The organism is Ruegeria sp. BF8 (assembly GCF_056538625.1).
This window is the reverse complement of record NZ_JBQFTL010000002.1, coordinates 349,496-368,188: the sequence shown is the minus strand read 5'-3', so window position 1 is coordinate 368,188 and position 18,693 is coordinate 349,496. Positions and strand designations below refer to the sequence as shown.

The window sequence follows — 18,693 nt, the reverse complement described above, 5'->3', positions numbered from 1 at the left end:
GGAGTATCCCCGATGGCAAACACGATGCAATTCGACCTCGTCAGCCCGGAGCGGAGCCTTGCTTCGCTTCAGGCCAGCGCGGTCCAGATTCCCGGTGCGGACGGGGACATGACGGCGATGCCCGATCATGCCCCCACCATTACCACGCTGCGTCCGGGCATCCTGAAGGTCGAAGCGCCCGAAGGGACCAGCGAATACCTGGTCACCGGCGGGTTTGCCCAGATCAACGGCGATGCTCTGTCGGTGCTGGCCGAAAAGGCCATCCCGGTTGACGAAGTGACCCGCACCCATCTGGACGAGCTGATTGCCGAGGCTCGCGCCTCGCACGAGGCGGCTAAGGAAAACGGCGAACAGACCATTGTCGACGAGGCAGCCAAGCTGCTGGCCGACATGGAAGCGCTGGGAACGCATATGAGCCTGTAATGGCTGATGTGCTGTCAGAATTGGAAACGGCCCTGCTGTTGCGGGGCCGTTTTTTTGTCGTGATTTCGCCGAAAGGTCAGGATAAGTTGCGGAAATTCATAGGAATTGATGCGCAATGAAGAAATTCTTGACCCACCCCATCGGAATTGACCGAGGTGAAGAGGTTCTGTTCTCGGAATTCGCAGATGGTGGAGACATGTGGACGGGCGAGGGGCCGCGGGAACGACGCCGGCCCGTCACCTTCAGCCAACCCTTCCGCACCCCGCCCGTCGTGCAGATTGGAGTGTCCTTGTGGGATGTCGATACCTCATCGGCTTTGCGCGCCGAGCTGCTGTCCGAAAATGTTACAACCACGGGCTTTGATGCGGTGTTCCGGACGTGGTCGGACACCCGAATCGCCCGGATCCGCGTGGCATGGACCGCGATCGGGGAAGTTGCCCACGAGGACGACTGGGACATCTCCTGACCTGCCGTTCCCAGCGGGCCATCCGTAATGACTTAGGATTCGATCATTGCCACGCGTTTCGCGTGCCGGCCGCCTTCGAATTCGGTGCTCAGAAAGGCATCGACAATATCCAGCGCCAATCCAGTGCCAACAACACGCGCGCCGATCGACAGCATGTTGGCGTCATTGTGCTGGCGGATCATGCGAGCAGAGAACGTATCCGAACAGACGCCGCAGCGGATACCGGGAACCTTGTTTGCAGCCATCATGATACCTTGCCCCGTGCCGCACAGGATAATGCCCAATTGGCACTCGCCCGAGACGACGGCCTCGGCGGCGGCTTTGCCGTGCTTGGGGTAATCGGTGCTTTCGGGGCTGTCAGGGCCGAGATCCAGAACGTCCCAGCCTTGTGCCGCTGCAAAAGCGGAAACTTCCTTGCGCAGGTCGATGGCGGCGTGATCGCTGGAAAGAACCAGACGTTTGTTGGCGGTCATGGGAACGGCTTTCCGGTTTCTTCAGTCGGTGTGGTAAAGGGATTCGTAGATCGGGATCAGGGTCTTGTCTTCGAACAGCGACGACACTGATGTGCCCTGCCAGATGTTCAGAATGGCCTGTGTGAAGATCGGGGCCGTCGGCACCGTGCGGATATTCTTGGCCTTCTTGATGTCTTCGGTCGGCATGATCGTGTCGGTCAAAACAAGCGATTTCATCACCGAGTTCGAGACGCGTTCAACAGCCGGGCCGCTCATGACGCCATGGGTGATGTACGAGTGAACCTCGCGTGCGCCGTTGTCTATCAGCACCTGCGCCGCCTTGCACAGCGTACCGGCCGTGTCGCAAATGTCGTCGACGATCAGGCAGATCTTGTCCTTCACGTCGCCGATCACGGTCATCTCGGCCACTTCCCCGGCTTTTTCCCGTCGTTTGTCGACGATCGACAGAGGAGCGCTGATCCGCTTGGCCAGCTCGCGGGCACGAGCCACACCGCCGACGTCCGGCGAAACCACCATCAGGTCGTCCATCTGGTCGCGGAACTGGTCCTTCACGTCCAGCGCAAAGATCGGAGAGGCATACAGGTTGTCGACCGGCATGTCGAAGAACCCTTGGATCTGTGCCGCATGCAGATCCATCGTCAGGATGCGTTCGATCCCGGCGCCGGTCAGCATGTTGGCCACCAGCTTGGCGCTGATCGGGGTGCGCGCCTTGGTGCGGCGATCCTGGCGGGCATATCCGAAATAGGGGATAACCGCGGTGATCCGCGCCGCCGACGATCGGCGCAGCGCGTCGGCGATGATCAGCAGCTCCATCAGGTTGTCATTGGCCGGGTTCGAGGTCGGCTGGATGATGAACATGTCCTCGCCCCGGACGTTCTCGAAAACCTCGACAAAGATCTCGCCATCGTTGAACCGTTCGACCCGCGCATCTACCAGACGCTGGTTGACGCCGCGGTGCAGGCTCATGCGGCGCGCGATGGTTTCGGCAAGCGGAAGGTTTGCGTTCCCAGCAATAAGCTTGGGTTCGTGATGTGTCGGCATCGGCTGAGGTCCCCGGGCAGCAGTGGCAATGTGACAGATTCGTGATGTTGACACCGCTTAGCATGGCCTTACGGTTCCGCAAAGGTAACTGGGTGGAGAAAGTGCACATGGCCGACATTGACTACTTTTTTGCGACACTGTCGCCCTATTCCTACCTCGCCGGGCTACGGCTGGAGGAGATCGCGGCCAAGCACGGCGCCACCATCGCCTACAAGCCGGTCGACATCATTGCGCTGTTCGGGCGCACCGGCGGCGTGCCCCCCAAGGACCGCCATCCGTCGCGCATCGAATACCGGGCGCAGGAACTGGTGCGTCAGGCCAAGAAGACGGGCCTGCCGTTCAACCTGCAACCTGCACATTGGCCGACCAACGCAGCGCCGTCCTCATACGCCATCATCGCGGCCATTCAGGATGGGTCGGGCGACGTGGGCAAACTGTGCCATTCTTTTCTGCGCGCCTGCTGGGCCGAGGACAAGGACATCGCGCAGGACGACGTGACCCGCGACTGTCTGGCCGGGGCGGGCTTTGATCCGGCGCTGGCCGACAGCGGACTGCTGGTCGGGGCCGAGACCTATGCGGCCAACCTCGAAGAGGCGGTGGACCGCGGCGTGTTCGGCGCGCCTTTCTACATCACGCAAGACGACCAAAGGTTCTGGGGGCAGGACCGGCTTGAGGATCTGGACGAGCATCTGGCCACGCTCAAAGCATGACCGTGGCCAAGGCCGTGCTGCCGCCCGTCCACGTTCGCACTCTTGGGGCGGGTGCCCGAAAGGTGCTAGCGCTGCATTGCACGATCGCGCATTCCGGTGCGTGGTCCGGTCTGGCCGTTGCCTTGGGCGATCAGGCAACGCTGATCGCACCCGACATGCTGTCGCACGGACGCAGTCCGGATTGGGGCGGGCAGGGGGATTTCTTCGACCTCACCACAGCCCTGTCGCGGGCGCAGCTGAGCGAACCGATGGACGTGATCGGGCATAGTTTCGGCGCAATGGTTGCCCTGCGGCTGGCCATCGAATACCCGGACCTTGTGCGCAGCGCCGTTCTGATCGAGCCGGTGTTCTTTGCGGTCGCTCACCAGGACGCGCCAGCGCTTGCGGCGCAGCACGCGGCCGAATCCCAGCCATACAAGACTGCCCTTGCCGAAGGCGACGCGCCCCGGGCCGCCCGTCTGTTTAACCGCATGTGGGGCACGACCGACCGCAGCCCGCGCTGGCCGGACCTGCCCGAGCGAGCCCGAAATGCGATGATCCGGGGCGTCGGAGTGGTCGGCGCGGTCGAGGGGCCGCTGTTCCGCGACACCACCGGCCTGCTGGCCCCGCAGGCCATGGCGCGGGCCGAAATGCCGATCCTGCTGCTGCATGGATCGGCCTCGCACCCGATCATGGCCGTGGTCAATGCCGGGCTGCGCGCCCGCTTGGCCGACGCGCGGCAGGGCGTTGTCGAGGGGGCAGGGCACATGCTGCCCGTCTCGCACCCCGGCGAAACCGCCACGCAGATCGACGCGTTCTGGCGCGCCTAGAGCAGCGCCAGAAACCGGTCGATTTCCTCGGTCGGTGTCGACCAGTCGCAGACGAACCGGCAGGCCAGCATCTCGTCCTCGTCCGGGCCGTCCAGCGGGTCGCCCCACAGGTGATAGACGGCACCGGCCGCGTGTAGGCGCCTATGCAGGCTGCGGGGAAAGCTGGCAAAGATGATGTTGGCTTGGGGTTCATGCAGGAACTGCGCACCCGCAGCCCGCAGCCCATCGGCCAGACGCGCGCAATTGGCGTTGGCCTTACGGGCCGAGCGCAGCCACAGATCATCGCGCAGATAGGCCGCCATCTGGGCCGACAGATACCGGTGCTTGGAAAACAGATGCGCCCCGCGCTTGCGGCGCAACTCGAACTCCCAGGCCTTGCTTTCGTCGAAGAAGATCACCGCTTCGACCCCCATCAGCCCGTTCTTGGTGCCGCCAAAGCTTACCGCATCCACGCCCGCCTTCCACGTCATCTCGGCCGGGGAACAATTCAGCGCCACCAGCGCATTGGTGAACCGCGCGCCATCCATGTGGACGGGCAGGCCGAACTCCTTGGCGACCCCGCACAGGGCCCGCAGTTCGGTCAGCGAATAGACCGAGCCCCGCTCGGTCACCTGCGTGATCGACACCGGACCGCGTTGGGGCCCATGCACGCCGCGTGTCTCTTCGGCGGCGATGGTGCGGCGCAGTGCATCCGGCTGCATCTTGTCGCCGCCCGGAACCAGCGTCAGCTTGGCGCCGGTGTAGAATTCGGGCGCGTTGCACTCGTCCTCATGAATATGCGCGACGGGCGAGCAGAATACGGTCTCCCACGGCTGCGACAGGGTCGCCAGAGCCAGCGAGTTTGCCGCCGTTCCGGTCGCCACCAGATAGACCGCCGCCCCGGGCGCCTCGAAGATGCCCCGGATCCGGTCGCGCACTTCGTTCATCAGGTCATCGGCGCCATAGGCCATCTGATAGCCCTGATTGGCCTCGGCCAGCGCGGTCAGAACCTCGGGGTGGACGGGCCCGGAATTGTCAGAGGCGAAATGCATCAGGTTGGCTCCTCGATAATGTAGTCTTCCCACTCTTCCTCGGGCGTCTCGAATTCGGACACGGTAAGCCCTTGAACCGAAACGCCGGCGGCGTGGACGCTGTCGGGCGACCCTGACAGCAACGGGTGCCAATCGTAAAGGGGCTTGCCCTCCCACAACAGGCGGTAGGCGCAGGTCTGAGGCAACCAGTAGGCGTGTTCGTGAATGTTGTCCGGGCGCATGACGATGCATTCCGGTACGAACTGGTGGCGGATGTCATACTGGGTGCATCGGCACGTCGCGTCATCCAGCAGCCGGCAGGCGACACGGGTCAGGGCAACCTCGCCACTGTCCTCGTCTTCAAGCTTGTTCAGACAGCATTTGCCGCAGCCGTCGCACAGGGCTTCCCATTCGCGCGGGTTCATCTTCTGCAGGGGTTTGCGCTCCCAGAAACGCGGGGCCAGCCCGGCGCGGTCGATCGGATCCTTGCTCATGTCGCGGCCAGGATCTTGCGCGCGCGATCGCAGTCTTCGGTCATCTGGGCGATCAGAGCATCGAGGCCGTCAAAGGTCATCTCGGGGCGCAGGAATTCGACCAGACCCACCGAGAGGGTCGCCCCATAGAGATCGCCGGAGAAGTCGAACAGGAAGGTTTCGATATTCGGCACCTCGCCATGGAACATCGGCCGCACCCCGACCGAGGCCGCACCGTGATAGCTGCCGGCATGTGGGCCATCCAGCACGTCGACCAGAACCGCGTAGACGCCGAATTTTGGGGGGTGGATTCCTTCGATCGACATATTGGCCGTGGGAAAGCCCAATTCGCGGCCGCGCTGTTCGCCGCCGATAACCTCGCCTTCGATCCGGTGCCAGTGGCCCAGCATGGCCGCCGCGTCCCGCGGGCGGCCGTCGCTCAGGGCTTGCCGGATCGCGGTGGACGAGACCACGTGATCGGATTGCTCCATCAACGGGGCGATGGTGACGCCGAACCCCATCTGCTGGCCAAACTGTGCCATGTCCTGCGCCGTGCCGCTGCGGCCTTTGCCGAAACAGAAATCGGCCCCGATCACCACATGGGCCAGACCCAAGCCTTGGCAGATCACGTTGCGGGCGAATTCCTCGGGCGTCAGCCCGGCGAGCGCGGCGTTGAACGGCAGTTCGTAGAGTTTCTGTACGCCCAACTTCTCCAGCCGGTGCGCGCGCGCATTGCCCCGCATCAGACGAAAGGGCGGCGCGTCCGGGGCGAAATATTCGCGCGGGTGCGGCTCGAAGGTCAGAACGCCCAAGGGCGCATCGGGGCATGCCTTCCGGGCCAGATCTATCACCGACTGGTGGCCAATATGAACGCCGTCGAAATTCCCGATCGCAACGCTGGCGCCGCGGTCTTCTGGGTCTACAAACTGGAAATCCCGGATGATCTGCATGGGGCTTGCCTAGCGGGACTGTCCGCCGGGTTCAAGCGGCAGTTCCAGACCAGCGCCCAGCAGGGCGTCAAAACCTGCCGTCAGTCGAATTTCCGTGATGGAGCCAAAACCATCGCCTCGCCAACCAGAACCTTCTTGCCGTCTACTGCGCAATGGCAATCCAGCTTGACCCGGCGCTTGGCGAAGTCGATGTCGATCACCTTGACTTCGGCATAGACCATGTCGCCGGGGCGGACCGGTGCAAGGAATTTGAGCGACTGGCCCATGTAGACGGTACCATGGCCCGGAAGCTGTTCACCGATCACGGCCGAGATCAGACCAGCTGTCAGCATCCCGTGGGCGATGCGCCCCTCGAAAATCGTATCGCGGGCATAGTCGTCATCCAGATGCACCGGGTTCCGGTCGGTCGAGACCTGGGCGAACATCTCGATGTCTTCGTCCGTCACCACTTTGCGCAGGTAGCGGGTCATGCCCATTTCGATGTCTTCGATACAGATCGTTCCGCGTGGAAGATTGTCCAACATGTTGCCCTCACTATGCATCGGCCCGGCAACAAAAAATCACCAAAGACCCAAGATTGGCAACTTTATTACTTCGCAACTGCAGAAAATCAAGCGTTTTCTGCCTAGCGCAGACGACCGATCGTGTAGGTTGGGTTGATATTTTCCTTGGAAATATAATCGCTTAAAGCATTCGGATCCGGCTGGTGCGACGTTTTTGTTTCCGATGCGGCCAGACCGCCGCTGATGAACAGGGAATCAATTCCCTCTCCCATGCCGCCGGCTATGTCGGTATGCGGACCGTCGCCGATGGCCAGAATCTCGTCATCCGGCACGTCCGTTCCCAGCGCATGCAGGCGACGCCGGGCCAGATCATAAATGGGCGGGTGTGGTTTGCCGAAATACAGGCTCTCGCCGCCCATTTCGGAATAAAGCTTGGCCAGCGCACCGGCGCACCATTCCCGAACTTCGCCCCGATCGACCACGATATCGGGATTGGCGCACAACAACTTCAGGCCTTTCTGCTTGGCATACAGGAAGTCCGGGCGGTTCACGGCCGGGTCGGCCATCGGGTCGAACGGGCCACAGCAGACGATCCCCTCGGCCTGGTCCAGCGGCACGCGTTCGATGTGGATCGGATGTTCCAGGATTTTCAGCGGCTCGAAGAAGCCGGCGTCGCGCTCCCACTCACCCATGAAATAGACTTTCTCGCCCACGGCCCCGCGGAACATGGCGGACCGGGCCGAGTCACCACTGGTCGCGATGGTGTCGTAGCAGTCCGCGGGGACGTTGAACTGTTTTAACTGCTCTGCAACCCCGGCACGCGGCTTCGGAGAGTTCGTCACCAACACCACTTTGCCGCCCCGGTCGCGATAGGCCTTCAACGCGGCAACAGCTTCGGGGTAGGCGGTGATGCCGTTGTGGACGCAGCCCCAAAGATCCACGAACAGCGCCTTGTAACGGTCGGAAATCTGATCAAGCGCGGAGATGATCTGGGTCATGCGGGCCTCGGGCTGTTGAAACGGCGTTGCGCCACCTATGGCAAAGCTGGCCCCGCTTGACCAGAGGTAGCCGGGTGCTGGCCGTCATTCCTCGTCGCTCAACTTTTCGACATCCGGGGCCTGTTGCACGGTTTCGGTGCCAAGAATGACCTGCGCGCCGATGCGGGTCTGGTACCGGATGACGGCGAGATAGCCGGGGCCAAGTTCATCCTGCAGAACGTCCACCAGTGACGTTTCCCGTAAGCTCTCGGGCAACAGCCCGGCAACGGACGAGACCTTGAATTGCGCCTCGGGCGGCAGATCTACGATCACCCAGACCTCGGCCCGTTTGCGCTTGGCATTCACGTCGATGCGGATGATCTCGACCGATACCGGGTCCGCCCAGTCGCGGATCGCTTGCGCAACCTCGGCCTCGGTACGGGTTTCCAGGTAACGGTTGTAGGTCGATTTTCCCAACTGGACCACGACGAGGGCCAGGAACGCCATGGTTATGACCACACCGGCAGTAAAGTTGAGCTTGCGCCGGCCCTTGCCGAATGCAACCGACCTTGCGGCATAGACGATATAGACCGCGCAGGCCGACAGAACGATCGCGCCAAGGTTGGTCGCGAACAAAAGACCCGCCTCGTAGGCGTCGGCGGGTTCCCCGAAATACAGCAGGATCCCGGACGCGGATAATGGCGGAACCAGAGACACGCCGATGGCGGCGCCGGGCAGCAGGCTCAGTTCGGCCTTGTTGATCTGAACGTATGCGCCGGCCACGCCGGCCGCGAGCGCCACGATCAGATCTTCGGTGCCCGGGTCGGTGCGGGCCAAGACCTGATCGGGGATCAGGATGCCGCGCGGGACATCGGCAAGATAAACCAGGATCCAGGCCATCATAACGCACAGAAGCGCCGCAATGCAGACCGTCAGGGTCAGAACGAAAGCGCGTTTCAGCCAGCCCATGACCATCGCGGCCGCAATGCCCAGAATGGGTGTCATCAGCGGCGCGACCAGCATCGCGGCAATGACCACGGCGCCAGAGTTGCGCAGCAGTCCCATGGTTGCGATCATCACCGAAAGGGTCAGCAGCATGGCAAAGCGCCGCCAATAGGCAAGCCTGTCGCCGCCTTCGAACAGCAGAATGCTGCGTGTCGTGCTGTATTTCCGTGTGACCACCGTGTCCTGATCCACCCTGTCCCTGCGTCTAGCCTAGCAACGATTTGCCATCCGGCAAACCTTTCGACGCGCAAACAAAAAAGGCGCCCGGTGAGGGCGCCTTTCGCTGAACTGTGAGCGGGATCAGACCTTGAGGTTCGGAATGATCTGCTTCTTGCGGCTCATGATGCCCGGCAGAACAACCGTGTCGCCGGACACCGAAGCGCCAAAGCTTTTCTCGGCAACCGATTTGACCAGGTCGTTCGGCACCAACAGGGTGGCCTCTTCGTTTAGGATGTCGACGACGAACAGCAGCACCTGGTCCACTCTGTCTTCCTTGGCCACCTCGACCATCGACTGGGCCAAGCTATCCTTGCGGTCAAGCACCACGCCCGGCGCGGTGGTTTCCAGAACGGACACGCGGAACTTGGTACCGTCGACCTCGTATTCCTTGCTGTCCATGCGGATCAGTTCGGCGTCCGAGAAAGACGATACGTCCGATTTCGCGGCGAACATGTCGGCAGCATAGGCCGAAACATCCAGCCCCAGCTCGGCGGCCAGCTTCTCGGCTACTTCGCGGTCATGCGCGGTGGTCGTGGGCGAGCGGAACTCCAGCGTGTCCGACAGGATGCAGGTCAGGGCCGCGCCCTTGACAGCCTCGGGCATCTTGGCGGCGTCGTCGCCCATCAGGTCGATCATGATGGTCGCCGTGCAGGCCAGCGGGCGCACGGTGATGTCGATCGGGCCTTTGGTTTCCAGCCCGCCGACCAGCTTGTGGTGGTCAATGATGGCGCGGATATCGGCATTGTTGACATTGGCAGGCAGCTCGGCCGGGTTGTTGGTGTCAACGATGACGACGGGCGCATCGGTCTCGACATCCTCGATGATGCGCGGCTTGGGCAGGTCCCAGCGCTGCAGCATGAAGGCGGCTTCGGTGTTGGGTTCGCCCAGCAGGACGGCCTCGGCCTTTTCGCCTTTGACTTCGTTCAGATACCAGGCCCACAGGATCGGCGATCCGGTCGAGTCGGTGTCGGGAGATTTGTGGCCAAATACTTGGGTGGTCATGTCTGTTTCCTGCACATAAGGAGTTTGCGCGCCTTATAGGGTGGTCCATTGGCGTTGTCACCCGGCAGAAACAAGGCTGCGACGGTTGGTCTAACAGAAGCGCTGACCGCTCAGAACTGTGCGCGGCTCAGTTGATATCCGGCGCGTTCCAGCTGTTGCAGAAGTCCATGGTCTCCACCCAGATGACCGGCACCAACCGCGATCACCGCCGCCTGGTTTTCGATGGCCAGGATCGTTTCCATCCAGTTGTCGTTGCGTTGAACCAGAAGCTGGTCCTCGAATGCGGCCCATTCCTGTGCAAACACGTCAGGCGCCAGGCCCGAAGCCTCGCGCCCATATATCTTTGCGAATTGCAGGATTTCTGCGTGCTTCTCCTCGAAATATGCGGTGGCCATCGTCACCATGTGGTCATCGCCGGCGTCAAAGGCATCGACCATGCGCACCAAAGACTGCACCTGCTCTTCAAGCGTGTGGCTGTCGAAGATCGCGATCAGGTCGTCGATCTGTTCCAGAGAGTATTGCGGTTTGCCTTCAGCTTCGGCCAGTTCGGTCAGGCGCGCATCCATTCCCCGGTCTGCATCTGGCACCTGGAGCATGCAGGGTGGCATACCCAGCATCATCGACAGGAACCAAGGGCGCAGTTTCGCGGCCATCCAACCGGGAATGCCGCGTGCCGAAAGCGCCTTGGAAATCACGGCCCAGTCCTCTTCGCTCATCAGATCGATCAGAGTTGGTCCCGAGTTGATCAGAACCGGGCTGAAATCCTTGGCCAGGTCTTGTTCGAAAGCGGACATGTCGGATTGGGTGATCTCGAAGTAAAACGCGTCGGCTTCGCTCAATGTCGGCGCCAACCGCTCGACCACCGGGCCCATTCGCGGATCGTTGACGTGCAATGTGCCAATCAGATGCAAAACAGTGTTGTCCTTCTGTGCAATCCAGTGATTGCCTTCAGGATATGCCATCTGACTGGTGGCCGCGTTCAACTCGGCCCGGGCCTCAGGCGTCATGTCTTGCCGCAAATCGCGCCCGTCACAGGCGGCATTGGCCACAATTGGATGCAGAGCAGCAAGCAGGGCAAAAAGAAACACGCGCATAAAGACCATTCCGATTGTGGCTGAAAGAACTTGGGAACAGATAGCCACGCCCGCCTACCGCGCGCAAGCCGTGTATCCGTATGGCGTTTCTCGGAAAAAACCATAGCATGGCGTCATGAACCGCGAACAGGATCTCTATCCTCCGATCAAGGCGCTATTGCAGCGGCAAGGGTACTCCGTGAAAGGAGAGGTGGGCGCCGCCGACATCGTGGCCGTCAAGCCCGGTTGTGATCCAGTGATCGTTGAATTGAAGCTGAGATTTTCGCTGGCCTTGTTCCATCAGGCCGTGACCCGGTTGAAGGTATCGGATCAGGTCTATGTGGCCGTCTGCAAGCCCACCGGCCGGTCGGCGCGCCGGGCGCTGCGGGACAACCTGTCCCTGTGTCGTCGGTTGGGGCTGGGTTTGATCACCGTTCGTGCGGATGGGCGGGTCGAAGTCCATTGTGACCCTGGACACTATGCGCCGCGAAAGAACAAGGCCAAAGCTGCGCGACTGTTGCGCGAGTTCGAGCGGCTGGAAGGGGACCCGAACTCAGGTGGGGCAACCCGGCACGGAATCGTAACTGCCTATCGGCAGGATGCCCTGAAATGTGCCGCGCATCTGGCCGAACACGGGGCGACCAAAGGTGCTGAGGTCGCCAGTGCCACCGGCGTTGCGGCCGCGACGCGCCTCATGCGCGAAAACCATTATGGCTGGTTCGAAAAGGTGGCAAAGGGCGTCTATGAACTGTCGCCTTCCGGGTCCGAAGGTCTGAAGCATTGGGCTTACAGCTGGGAAGACCCGACCTGACCAGGCCGGCCTCAGGCTGCGCGCGAAAAAATTCATCACCGATTGTTGACTCGCCGGAAATCACCCCCTAGCTATGCGTCGTTAGCACTCGACCAAGCTGAGTGCTAACGCCCCGCAAGACCGCGGGGGGAGGAAAACAACCTTTGAGCCCAAGGAGCTGCAAAGATGGCATTGAAACCGCTTCATGACCGGGTGCTGGTTCGCCGTACCGAAAGCGAAGAGAAAACCGCAGGCGGCCTGATCATTCCCGACAGCGCAAAAGAAAAGCCCAGCGAAGGCGAAGTCGTTGCAACCGGCGAAGGCGCGCGGAAAGACAGCGGCGAACTGATCGCGATGGCTGTGAAGCCCGGCGACAAGATCCTGTTCGGCAAATGGTCCGGCACCGAGGTCCACGTCGACGGCGAAGAGCTGCTGATGATGAAAGAAAGCGACATCATGGGGATCATCGAGTAACGCGCACGCGCTTGCTCTGATCTTCATTTCAAACACATTTCTCGAGGAGAAAAAGACATGTCTGCAAAGGACGTCAAGTTCGACACCGATGCCCGCAACCGCATGCTGAAGGGTGTGAACATCCTGGCGGATGCTGTGAAGGTGACCCTCGGCCCCAAAGGCCGCAACGTGGTTCTGGACAAATCCTTCGGCGCGCCGCGCATCACCAAAGACGGTGTTTCGGTCGCCAAGGAAATCGAACTGGAAGACAAGTTCGAGAACATGGGCGCGCAAATGGTGAAAGAAGTCGCCAGCCGCACCAATGACGAAGCCGGTGACGGCACCACCACCGCGACCGTTCTGGCTCAGGCCATCGTCAAGGAAGGCCTCAAGCAGGTTGCTGCCGGCCTGAACCCGATGGACCTGAAGCGCGGCATCGACATGGCAACCGCCAAAGTCGTCGAAGAAATCAAGAACGCTGCCCGCGAAGTCAAAGACAGCGACGAAGTCGCGCAGGTTGGTACCATCTCGGCTAACGGCGAAGCTGAAATCGGCCGCCAGATCGCAGACGCGATGCAGAAGGTTGGCAACGAAGGCGTCATCACCGTCGAAGAGAACAAAGGTCTGGAGACCGAGACCGACGTCGTCGAAGGTATGCAGTTCGACCGTGGCTACCTGTCGCCCTACTTCGTCACCAACGCAGACAAGATGGTTGCCGAGCTGGAAGACTGCATGATCCTGCTGCACGAGAAGAAACTCTCGTCGCTGCAGCCGATGGTTCCGCTGCTCGAGCAGGTGATCCAGTCGCAGAAGCCGCTGCTGATCATCGCCGAGGACGTTGAAGGCGAAGCGCTGGCAACTCTGGTTGTCAACAAGCTGCGCGGTGGTCTGAAGATCGCTGCCGTCAAGGCTCCGGGCTTCGGCGATCGCCGCAAGGCAATGCTGCAGGACATCGCAATCCTGACCGGCGGTCAGGTCATCAGCGAAGACCTGGGCATGAAGCTGGAAAACGTCACCATGGACATGCTTGGCACCGCCAAGAAAGTGTCGATCACCAAGGACGAAACCACCATCGTCGACGGTGCTGGCGAGAAGGCCGAGATCGAAGCACGCGTTGCCCAGATCCGTACCCAGATCGAAGAAACCACCAGCGACTACGACCGTGAGAAGCTGCAAGAGCGCGTTGCCAAACTGGCAGGCGGTGTTGCCGTTATCCGCGTCGGTGGCATGACCGAAGTTGAAGTGAAAGAGCGCAAGGACCGTGTGGACGACGCTCTGAACGCAACGCGCGCCGCCGTTCAGGAAGGTGTCGTCGTGGGTGGCGGTGTTGCCCTGGTTCAGGCCGGCAAGGCTCTGGCCGATCTGAAAGGTGTCAACGCCGATCAGGACGCCGGTATCAACATCGTTCGCAAGGCCATCGAAGCGCCGCTGCGTCAGATTGCTGAAAACGCAGGTGTCGACGGTGCCGTCGTTGCCGGCAAGGTGCGCGAGTCCTCGGACACCGCCTTCGGCTTCAACGCTCAGACCGAAGAATATGGCGACATGTTCAAGTTCGGCGTGATCGACCCGGCCAAAGTGGTGCGTACCGCTCTGGAAGACGCAGCCTCGGTTGCAGGTCTGCTGATCACCACCGAAGCCATGGTTGCCGACAAGCCCGCCAAAGAAGGTGCAGGCGCCGGTGCTGGCATGCCCGACATGGGCGGCATGGGCGGCATGATGTAAGACGGCCGGGTTCGCGTCAGCGAATTCAGACAACCCGCAAGGGAAAGTCTTACCGAAAATTTCAGCGGGGTCGCCTTCGGGCGGCCCCGTTTTGGTTTATTTCAGTAATCCGCGGGGTTTCGGCCGGCGCTGCTTGCAATTCTGGGGATCGCCGCAACCGGTCACGCGGAAGCGCAGGAAAGCGGGTGTCCATTGTGTGCAGACACGATATTGGTTGGGCATGCAGCTGTTTCTTCTGACCGCCCTGACAATGTGTGCCTTTGCGGCCAATTCCATCCTGAACCGGTTGGCCGTGGAGAGCGGAGCCAGCGACCCGGCAAGTTTTGCCGTTGTTCGTGTGCTCTGTGGTGCGCTCGTTCTTTGCGCTTTGGTCGTGTCGCGGGGTGGCACCCTGCGGGTGTTCGACAGGCGCCGAGTGATCGGAGCAGGCTCCTTGTCGCTTTACATGGTCGGGTTCTCGGTGGCCTATCTGTCACTTGATGCGGGATTGGGCGCCTTGATCCTGTTTGCGGTGGTCCAGATCTCGATGTTTCTGGCCGGCACCCTGACGGGGGCGATCCCGACTTTTCGACAGGTGGCGGGGGCAGCAATTGCAATGGCCGGATTGGCCTGGGTTCTGTGGCCAGGCGCTGAGGCACGTGTTGACCCGACAGGGGCAGCCTTGATGGCCGCCGCAGGGGTCGGGTGGGCTGCGTATTCGATTGCTGGTCGGTCCGAGCCCGATGCGCTGGCGGGAACGGCCTCGAACTTTGTGGTGGCCCTGCCGGTGACCGCTGGCATTTTGATCGCCGGCGCTCCGGCGTGGAACTTGACCTGGGCGGGTTTGGGGCTGGCGGCCGTATCTGGCGGCGTAACCTCGGGGTTGGGGTACGCCCTGTGGTATCGCCTGCTGCCCCAGTTGGCGCCTGCGGTTGCAGCCGTAGTGCAGCTGAGCGTCCCGGTGATTGCGATCATTGCCGGTGTGGCGCTGCTCGGCGAGCAACTGAGCCTGCGGCTGATGGCAGGGGCAGGGTTGGTTGTGGGCGGTATTGCATTGGCAGTTATGCGCGTGAGGCGGCGCTAGGTCTTTCCTCTCTGAAGAATAGCGATTATCTGGCAGCCATGCGGATCCTGTTTTTCATATTGCTTTTCCTGATGCCGATCGCCGCGCAGGCAAAATGCGTTGTCCTGCTGCATGGGCTTGCCCGGACCGAAGCATCGTTTTCGGTCATGGAGCAGTTGTTCAAGGTGCACGGGTACACCGTTGTGCGGCCGGGTTATCGCTCGACGGATCTTCCGATTCCGGAACTGGCCGACCGGACCATACCCGAGGCGTTTGCGGCGTGCGGAGATGACACCGTCAACGTTGTCGCGCATTCGATGGGGGGTATCCTGTTGCGCTACTGGCTGCAGGATCACCATCCGCAGAATCTGGGCCGCGTCGTCATGCTTGGCCCGCCCAACCAAGGCAGCCAATTGGTCGATGAACTGGGCGATTGGGAAGTGTTCGGTCTGTTGAACGGCCCCGCCGGCCTGCAGCTGGGTACGGGTCCCGAAGGTATTCCGCGTCGCCTGCCACCGGTCGACTTCGAGCTGGGGGTGATTGCAGGCGAGAACTCCTTGAATCCGGTCTTTTCGTCGCTGGTTGATGGACCGGATGACGGCAAGGTCGCTGTCGAAGAAACCAAAGTCCAGGGCATGACCGACCACATCGTGCTGCCGGTGACGCATACGTTCATGATGAACAACCCGCAGGTCATGGCGCAGGCTTTGCACTTCATCGAGTTCGGTGAGTTCGATCCCAACATAACCTGGCTGGACGGTGTGATGGACATCATTGATGAGATCTGCATCGGAGAGGACTGCGCCGAACCCGCCTCGGAACCCACGCGATGACCGCATTGGAACTGACCTTTTCCGGGGCGCAGGTTCTGCACCCTGATCGCGGACTTGTCGGTAACGATCTCTCAATCGCGGACGGCTTGATCCAGGAGGGCAGCGGTGCGCCGGTCGTTGATCTGAGCGGCTATCTGATCCTGCCGGGCATCATCGACCTGCACGGGGACGGGTTCGAACGTCACATCGCCCCGCGCCGCGGGGCCATGAAGCAGATGGACGAGGGCATCCGCGCCGCCGAGGCCGAACTGGCGGCCAATGGCATCACCACCGCTGTGCTGGCGCAGTTCTACAGCTGGGAGGGCGGCGTACGCGGCCCCAAGTTCGCCGCCGACGTGTTCCGTGCGATCGCGGCGGTGAAGGGCAGCGTGGTCACCGACCTGATCCCGCAGTTGCGGTTCGAAACCCACCTGCTGGACGATTATGCCGACCTGCCGGGGCGCATCGCCGACTGGCAGGTGCCCTATGTCGTGTTCAACGATCACCTGCCGCATGACCGTCTGGCGCAGGGGCGCACCCCGCCGCGTTTGACCGGGCAGGCGCTCAAGGCCGGTCGCAGCCCCGAGGCGCATCTGAAGATGCTGCAGGAGATGCACGCCCGCACCTCCGAGGTTCCCGCTGCGCTTGATGCGCTGTGCGCGGCGCTGGCCCAACAAGGCGTGCGTCTGGGCAGCCATGATGACGCCACGGCAGAGGCCCGTTCCCACTGCCGCGCGCGCGGCGTGCATATCGCCGAATTTCCCGAAACGCTCGAAGCGGCCGAGGCGGCCAAGGCCGCTGGCGATCACGTCATTCTGGGCTCGCCCAACGTGGTGCGGGGCGGATCGCACAAGGGCAACGTCAGCGCGCTGGACCTGATCGCCATGGGGCTGTGCGATGCGCTGGCGTCGGATTACCACTATCCCAGCCCGCGCAGGGCGGCGCTGATGTTGATGAAATCGGGGCTGATGGATCTGGCGGGCGCGTGGGCGCTGGTGTCGTCGGGGCCCGCGCGGGTGCTTGGCCTCGGGGACCGCGGGTCGCTGCAACCCGGCAAACGCGCCGATCTGGTCGTTCTGGATGCGGAAACGCAGCGCGTGGCGGCCACCATCGCCGGCGGCCGGGTCAGTTTCCTGTCGGGGGATGTCGCCGGGCGGTTCGTCGCCGCGGCGCGCTAGCGTTTGATCCGGTTGAAATGGCCCATTTTGCGGCCCGGCTTGACCTCGGCCTTGCCATACAGGTGCAGGGCCACGTCGCGCTGTTGCGCAAGCTCGGGCACGCGGTCCATGTCGTCGCCGATCAGGTTCTCCATCACAACATCCGCGTGACGCTGCCCGTCGCCCAGAGGCCAGCCGGCCACGGCGCGGATATGCTGTTCGAACTGATCGACCGCACAGCCGTTTTGCGTCCAGTGGCCCGAGTTGTGAACGCGCGGCGCGATCTCGTTCACGATCAGGCCCTGCGGCGTTACGAACAGTTCGACCCCCATGACGCCGACATAGTCCAGCGCGTTCAGGATATTCGCGGCCAGCAGCACCGCGTCGGTCCGCAGGGCAGGGGACAGGCGCGCGGGCACCGTGGTCGTGTGCAGGATGCCGTCGCGGTGCACGTTTTCGCCGGGGTCGAAGCAGGCCACCTGGCCGTCCAGCCCGCGGGCGGCAATGATCGACACCTCGTGGCTGAAATTGACGAAGCCTTCCAGGATCGCGGGCGCGCCCTGCATGTCGGCCAGTGCGGACCGGGCGTCCTCGGGCGACTTCAGCCGCGCCTGCCCCTTGCCGTCATAGCCGAAGCGGCGGGTCTTGAGGATGGCCGGCGTGCCGATCCGTTCGATGGCGGCCTGCAGGCTGTCCAGGTCGGTCACATCGGCAAAGGGTGCGGTGTTCAGGCCCAGGCCTTGCAGGAATGTCTTTTCGGTCAGCCGGTCCTGACTGACCCGCAGCGCCTCGCGTCCGGGGCGGATGGGACGGTGCGATTCCAGAATGTCCAGCGCCTCGGTCGGGATGTTCTCGAACTCGTAGGTGATGACATCGACCGATTGCGCAAACGCGGCAAGCGCCTCGGCATCCTCATAAGGTGCGGTGGTCACGCGATGCGCCACCTGGCCCGCCGGCGGGTTGGCGCCCGGCTCGAAGATATGGGTCACGAAGCCCAGCCGCGCCGCGGCCATCGACAGCATCCGCCCCAGCTGGCCGCCACCCAGAATTCCGATCACCGCGCCGGGCTGCAAAGGGTCATTCATCGCGCGGCTCCTCGGGGATCGAGTCGGACAGCGCGGCGCGCCAGGCGTCCAGCCGACCGGCCAGGTCTGCGTCCTGCAGGGCCAGAATACCGGCGGCCATCAGGCCGGCATTGGCGCCGCCGGCCGAACCGATGGCCATGGTCGCAACCGGGAAACCCTTGGGCATTTGCACGATGGAATAGAGCGAGTCGACACCGGACAGCGCGCGCGTCTGCACCGGAACGCCAATCACCGGTACCCGCGTCTTGGACGCCATCATCCCCGGCAGATGTGCGGCACCGCCAGCGCCGGCGATGATCACCTGCAGCCCGCGCTGCACGGCGGTCTTGCCGTACTCCCACAAACGATCCGGCGTGCGGTGGGCCGAGACGATCTTGGTCTCGTAGGCCACGCCCAGTTCGTCCAGTATCTCTGCAGCGCCTTTCATGGTGGGCCAGTCCGACTGGCTGCCCATGATGATTCCGACCTTGATCTCGCTCATCCGCCCTGTTCCCCGCC

22 protein-coding genes are annotated in these 18,693 nt (G+C 62.4%); 10 read left to right on the top strand and 12 right to left on the bottom strand.

The window, feature by feature from the left end:
• The first annotated feature begins 12 nt into the window (after positions 1-12).
• The gene (locus tag ACR0LD_RS09380) at positions 13-423 is read left to right on the top strand and encodes a F0F1 ATP synthase subunit epsilon (RefSeq protein WP_170365421.1); all 411 of its coding nucleotides are present in this window, start codon (positions 13-15) and stop codon (positions 421-423) included.
• A 115-nt stretch (positions 424-538) separates the two neighbouring features.
• Positions 539-889, top strand: a complete 351-nt coding sequence (locus ACR0LD_RS09375; RefSeq protein ID WP_093964638.1) for an H-type lectin domain-containing protein — start codon at positions 539-541, stop codon at positions 887-889.
• 32 nt (positions 890-921) lie between these two features.
• On the opposite strand, the gene rpiB is transcribed toward ACR0LD_RS09375, so the two are convergent.
• Together rpiB and ACR0LD_RS09365 are read right to left on the bottom strand one after the other, a co-directional pair.
• The gene (gene rpiB / locus ACR0LD_RS09370; RefSeq protein WP_170365423.1) at positions 922-1,362 is read right to left on the bottom strand and encodes a ribose 5-phosphate isomerase B; all 441 of its coding nucleotides are present in this window, start codon (positions 1,360-1,362) and stop codon (positions 922-924) included.
• A 21-nt stretch (positions 1,363-1,383) separates the two neighbouring features.
• Positions 1,384-2,403: a ribose-phosphate pyrophosphokinase gene (locus ACR0LD_RS09365; RefSeq protein ID WP_093964640.1), complete on the bottom strand. Its 1,020-nt coding sequence runs from the start codon at positions 2,401-2,403 to the stop codon at positions 1,384-1,386.
• Positions 2,404-2,510: 107 nt separating this feature from the next.
• On the opposite strand from ACR0LD_RS09365, the gene ACR0LD_RS09360 reads away from it, so the two are divergent.
• Together ACR0LD_RS09360 and ACR0LD_RS09355 are read left to right on the top strand one after the other, a co-directional pair.
• Positions 2,511-3,113, top strand: coding sequence for a DsbA family protein (locus ACR0LD_RS09360; protein ID WP_480636600.1), 603 nt, complete (start codon positions 2,511-2,513; stop codon positions 3,111-3,113).
• Complete coding sequence (locus tag ACR0LD_RS09355; RefSeq protein ID WP_170365427.1) at positions 3,110-3,922, top strand: alpha/beta fold hydrolase; 813 nt, start codon at positions 3,110-3,112, stop codon at positions 3,920-3,922. The genes ACR0LD_RS09360 and ACR0LD_RS09355 overlap by 4 nt, the downstream gene beginning before the upstream one ends.
• Here the strand turns inward: ACR0LD_RS09355 and ACR0LD_RS09350 are convergent.
• The 8 genes from ACR0LD_RS09350 to ACR0LD_RS09315 form a co-directional block, all read right to left on the bottom strand.
• Positions 3,919-4,953 (bottom strand): threonine aldolase family protein, encoded by a 1,035-nt coding sequence (locus ACR0LD_RS09350; protein ID WP_170390889.1) that lies wholly within the window; start codon positions 4,951-4,953, stop codon positions 3,919-3,921. The two genes, ACR0LD_RS09355 and ACR0LD_RS09350, sit on opposite strands and share 4 nt — an antisense overlap.
• On the bottom strand, positions 4,953-5,426 hold the full coding sequence (locus ACR0LD_RS09345) for a YcgN family cysteine cluster protein (RefSeq protein WP_170340543.1): 474 nt from the start codon (positions 5,424-5,426) through the stop codon (positions 4,953-4,955). The genes ACR0LD_RS09350 and ACR0LD_RS09345 overlap by 1 nt, the downstream gene beginning before the upstream one ends.
• The gene (locus tag ACR0LD_RS09340) at positions 5,423-6,355 is read right to left on the bottom strand and encodes a bifunctional riboflavin kinase/FAD synthetase (RefSeq protein ID WP_480636598.1); all 933 of its coding nucleotides are present in this window, start codon (positions 6,353-6,355) and stop codon (positions 5,423-5,425) included. The genes ACR0LD_RS09345 and ACR0LD_RS09340 overlap by 4 nt, the downstream gene beginning before the upstream one ends.
• Before the next feature lie 80 nt (positions 6,356-6,435).
• Positions 6,436-6,879, bottom strand: a complete 444-nt coding sequence (locus ACR0LD_RS09335) for a MaoC family dehydratase (protein ID WP_093964645.1) — start codon at positions 6,877-6,879, stop codon at positions 6,436-6,438.
• Positions 6,880-6,980: 101 nt separating this feature from the next.
• Entirely contained in the window at positions 6,981-7,856 is an 876-nt protein-coding gene (locus ACR0LD_RS09330) for a TIGR01459 family HAD-type hydrolase (protein WP_170357129.1), read from the bottom strand.
• 84 nt (positions 7,857-7,940) lie between these two features.
• Positions 7,941-9,032, bottom strand: a complete 1,092-nt coding sequence (locus tag ACR0LD_RS09325; protein WP_480636596.1) for a DUF389 domain-containing protein — start codon at positions 9,030-9,032, stop codon at positions 7,941-7,943.
• Positions 9,033-9,140: 108 nt separating this feature from the next.
• A complete protein-coding gene (locus ACR0LD_RS09320) occupies positions 9,141-10,061 on the bottom strand; it encodes a manganese-dependent inorganic pyrophosphatase (protein ID WP_480636594.1) in 921 nt (306 codons plus the stop codon).
• 110 nt (positions 10,062-10,171) lie between these two features.
• Positions 10,172-11,155 carry a TraB/GumN family protein gene (locus ACR0LD_RS09315; RefSeq protein WP_480636592.1) on the bottom strand — a complete coding sequence of 328 codons (984 nt, stop codon included), beginning with the start codon at positions 11,153-11,155 and terminating at the stop codon, positions 10,172-10,174.
• Positions 11,156-11,270: 115 nt separating this feature from the next.
• Here ACR0LD_RS09315 and ACR0LD_RS09310 point away from each other — a divergent pair, with 115 nt between their 5' ends.
• The 6 genes from ACR0LD_RS09310 (at position 11,271) to ACR0LD_RS09285 (ending at position 17,131) form a co-directional block, all read left to right on the top strand.
• Entirely contained in the window at positions 11,271-11,945 is a 675-nt protein-coding gene (locus ACR0LD_RS09310) for a DUF2161 domain-containing phosphodiesterase (RefSeq protein ID WP_170441639.1), read from the top strand.
• A 165-nt stretch (positions 11,946-12,110) separates the two neighbouring features.
• Complete coding sequence (groES, locus tag ACR0LD_RS09305) at positions 12,111-12,398, top strand: co-chaperone GroES (protein ID WP_093964650.1); 288 nt, start codon at positions 12,111-12,113, stop codon at positions 12,396-12,398.
• A 57-nt stretch (positions 12,399-12,455) separates the two neighbouring features.
• On the top strand, positions 12,456-14,099 hold the full coding sequence (gene groL, locus ACR0LD_RS09300; protein ID WP_170339978.1) for a chaperonin GroEL: 1,644 nt from the start codon (positions 12,456-12,458) through the stop codon (positions 14,097-14,099).
• Between the two features lie 220 nt (positions 14,100-14,319).
• Positions 14,320-15,162 (top strand): DMT family transporter, encoded by an 843-nt coding sequence (locus ACR0LD_RS09295; RefSeq protein ID WP_170365444.1) that lies wholly within the window; start codon positions 14,320-14,322, stop codon positions 15,160-15,162.
• Between the two features lie 38 nt (positions 15,163-15,200).
• Positions 15,201-15,974 carry an alpha/beta fold hydrolase gene (locus ACR0LD_RS09290; protein ID WP_170340560.1) on the top strand — a complete coding sequence of 258 codons (774 nt, stop codon included), beginning with the start codon at positions 15,201-15,203 and terminating at the stop codon, positions 15,972-15,974.
• Entirely contained in the window at positions 15,971-17,131 is a 1,161-nt protein-coding gene (locus tag ACR0LD_RS09285; protein ID WP_480636589.1) for an alpha-D-ribose 1-methylphosphonate 5-triphosphate diphosphatase, read from the top strand. The genes ACR0LD_RS09290 and ACR0LD_RS09285 overlap by 4 nt, the downstream gene beginning before the upstream one ends.
• Here ACR0LD_RS09285 and ACR0LD_RS09280 read toward each other — a convergent pair.
• Positions 17,128-18,195, bottom strand: coding sequence for a 5-(carboxyamino)imidazole ribonucleotide synthase (locus ACR0LD_RS09280; RefSeq protein ID WP_170357136.1), 1,068 nt, complete (start codon positions 18,193-18,195; stop codon positions 17,128-17,130). The genes ACR0LD_RS09285 and ACR0LD_RS09280 overlap by 4 nt on opposite strands.
• Entirely contained in the window at positions 18,188-18,676 is a 489-nt protein-coding gene (gene purE / locus ACR0LD_RS09275; RefSeq protein ID WP_170357137.1) for a 5-(carboxyamino)imidazole ribonucleotide mutase, read from the bottom strand. The genes ACR0LD_RS09280 and purE overlap by 8 nt, the downstream gene beginning before the upstream one ends.
• Positions 18,677-18,693: the final 17 nt, after the last annotated feature.

Excerpts from the sequence above, each read along its gene's own strand:
- ACR0LD_RS09335 (WP_093964645.1), bottom strand. The coding sequence starts at position 6,879 with ATGTTGGACAATCTTCCACGCGGAACGATCTGTATCGAAGACATCGAA.
- ACR0LD_RS09320 (WP_480636594.1), bottom strand. The coding sequence starts at position 10,061 with ATGACCACCCAAGTATTTGGCCACAAATCTCCCGACACCGACTCGACC.
- ACR0LD_RS09310 (WP_170441639.1), top strand. The coding sequence starts at position 11,271 with ATGAACCGCGAACAGGATCTCTATCCTCCGATCAAGGCGCTATTGCAG.
- ACR0LD_RS09375 (WP_093964638.1), top strand. The coding sequence starts at position 539 with ATGAAGAAATTCTTGACCCACCCCATCGGAATTGACCGAGGTGAAGAG.
- ACR0LD_RS09290 (WP_170340560.1), top strand. The coding sequence starts at position 15,201 with ATGCGGATCCTGTTTTTCATATTGCTTTTCCTGATGCCGATCGCCGCG.
- rpiB (WP_170365423.1), bottom strand. The coding sequence starts at position 1,362 with ATGACCGCCAACAAACGTCTGGTTCTTTCCAGCGATCACGCCGCCATC.
- ACR0LD_RS09340 (WP_480636598.1), bottom strand. The coding sequence starts at position 6,355 with ATGCAGATCATCCGGGATTTCCAGTTTGTAGACCCAGAAGACCGCGGC.
- ACR0LD_RS09365 (WP_093964640.1), bottom strand. The coding sequence starts at position 2,403 with ATGCCGACACATCACGAACCCAAGCTTATTGCTGGGAACGCAAACCTT.
- ACR0LD_RS09280 (WP_170357136.1), bottom strand. The coding sequence starts at position 18,195 with ATGAATGACCCTTTGCAGCCCGGCGCGGTGATCGGAATTCTGGGTGGC.
- ACR0LD_RS09380 (WP_170365421.1), top strand. The coding sequence starts at position 13 with ATGGCAAACACGATGCAATTCGACCTCGTCAGCCCGGAGCGGAGCCTT.
- ACR0LD_RS09350 (WP_170390889.1), bottom strand. The coding sequence starts at position 4,953 with ATGCATTTCGCCTCTGACAATTCCGGGCCCGTCCACCCCGAGGTTCTG.
- ACR0LD_RS09295 (WP_170365444.1), top strand. The coding sequence starts at position 14,320 with ATGCAGCTGTTTCTTCTGACCGCCCTGACAATGTGTGCCTTTGCGGCC.
- groL (WP_170339978.1), top strand. The coding sequence starts at position 12,456 with ATGTCTGCAAAGGACGTCAAGTTCGACACCGATGCCCGCAACCGCATG.
- purE (WP_170357137.1), bottom strand. The coding sequence starts at position 18,676 with ATGAGCGAGATCAAGGTCGGAATCATCATGGGCAGCCAGTCGGACTGG.
- ACR0LD_RS09360 (WP_480636600.1), top strand. The coding sequence starts at position 2,511 with ATGGCCGACATTGACTACTTTTTTGCGACACTGTCGCCCTATTCCTAC.
- ACR0LD_RS09285 (WP_480636589.1), top strand. The coding sequence starts at position 15,971 with ATGACCGCATTGGAACTGACCTTTTCCGGGGCGCAGGTTCTGCACCCT.
- ACR0LD_RS09355 (WP_170365427.1), top strand. The coding sequence starts at position 3,110 with ATGACCGTGGCCAAGGCCGTGCTGCCGCCCGTCCACGTTCGCACTCTT.
- ACR0LD_RS09315 (WP_480636592.1), bottom strand. The coding sequence starts at position 11,155 with ATGCGCGTGTTTCTTTTTGCCCTGCTTGCTGCTCTGCATCCAATTGTG.
- groES (WP_093964650.1), top strand. The coding sequence starts at position 12,111 with ATGGCATTGAAACCGCTTCATGACCGGGTGCTGGTTCGCCGTACCGAA.
- ACR0LD_RS09345 (WP_170340543.1), bottom strand. The coding sequence starts at position 5,426 with ATGAGCAAGGATCCGATCGACCGCGCCGGGCTGGCCCCGCGTTTCTGG.
- ACR0LD_RS09330 (WP_170357129.1), bottom strand. The coding sequence starts at position 7,856 with ATGACCCAGATCATCTCCGCGCTTGATCAGATTTCCGACCGTTACAAG.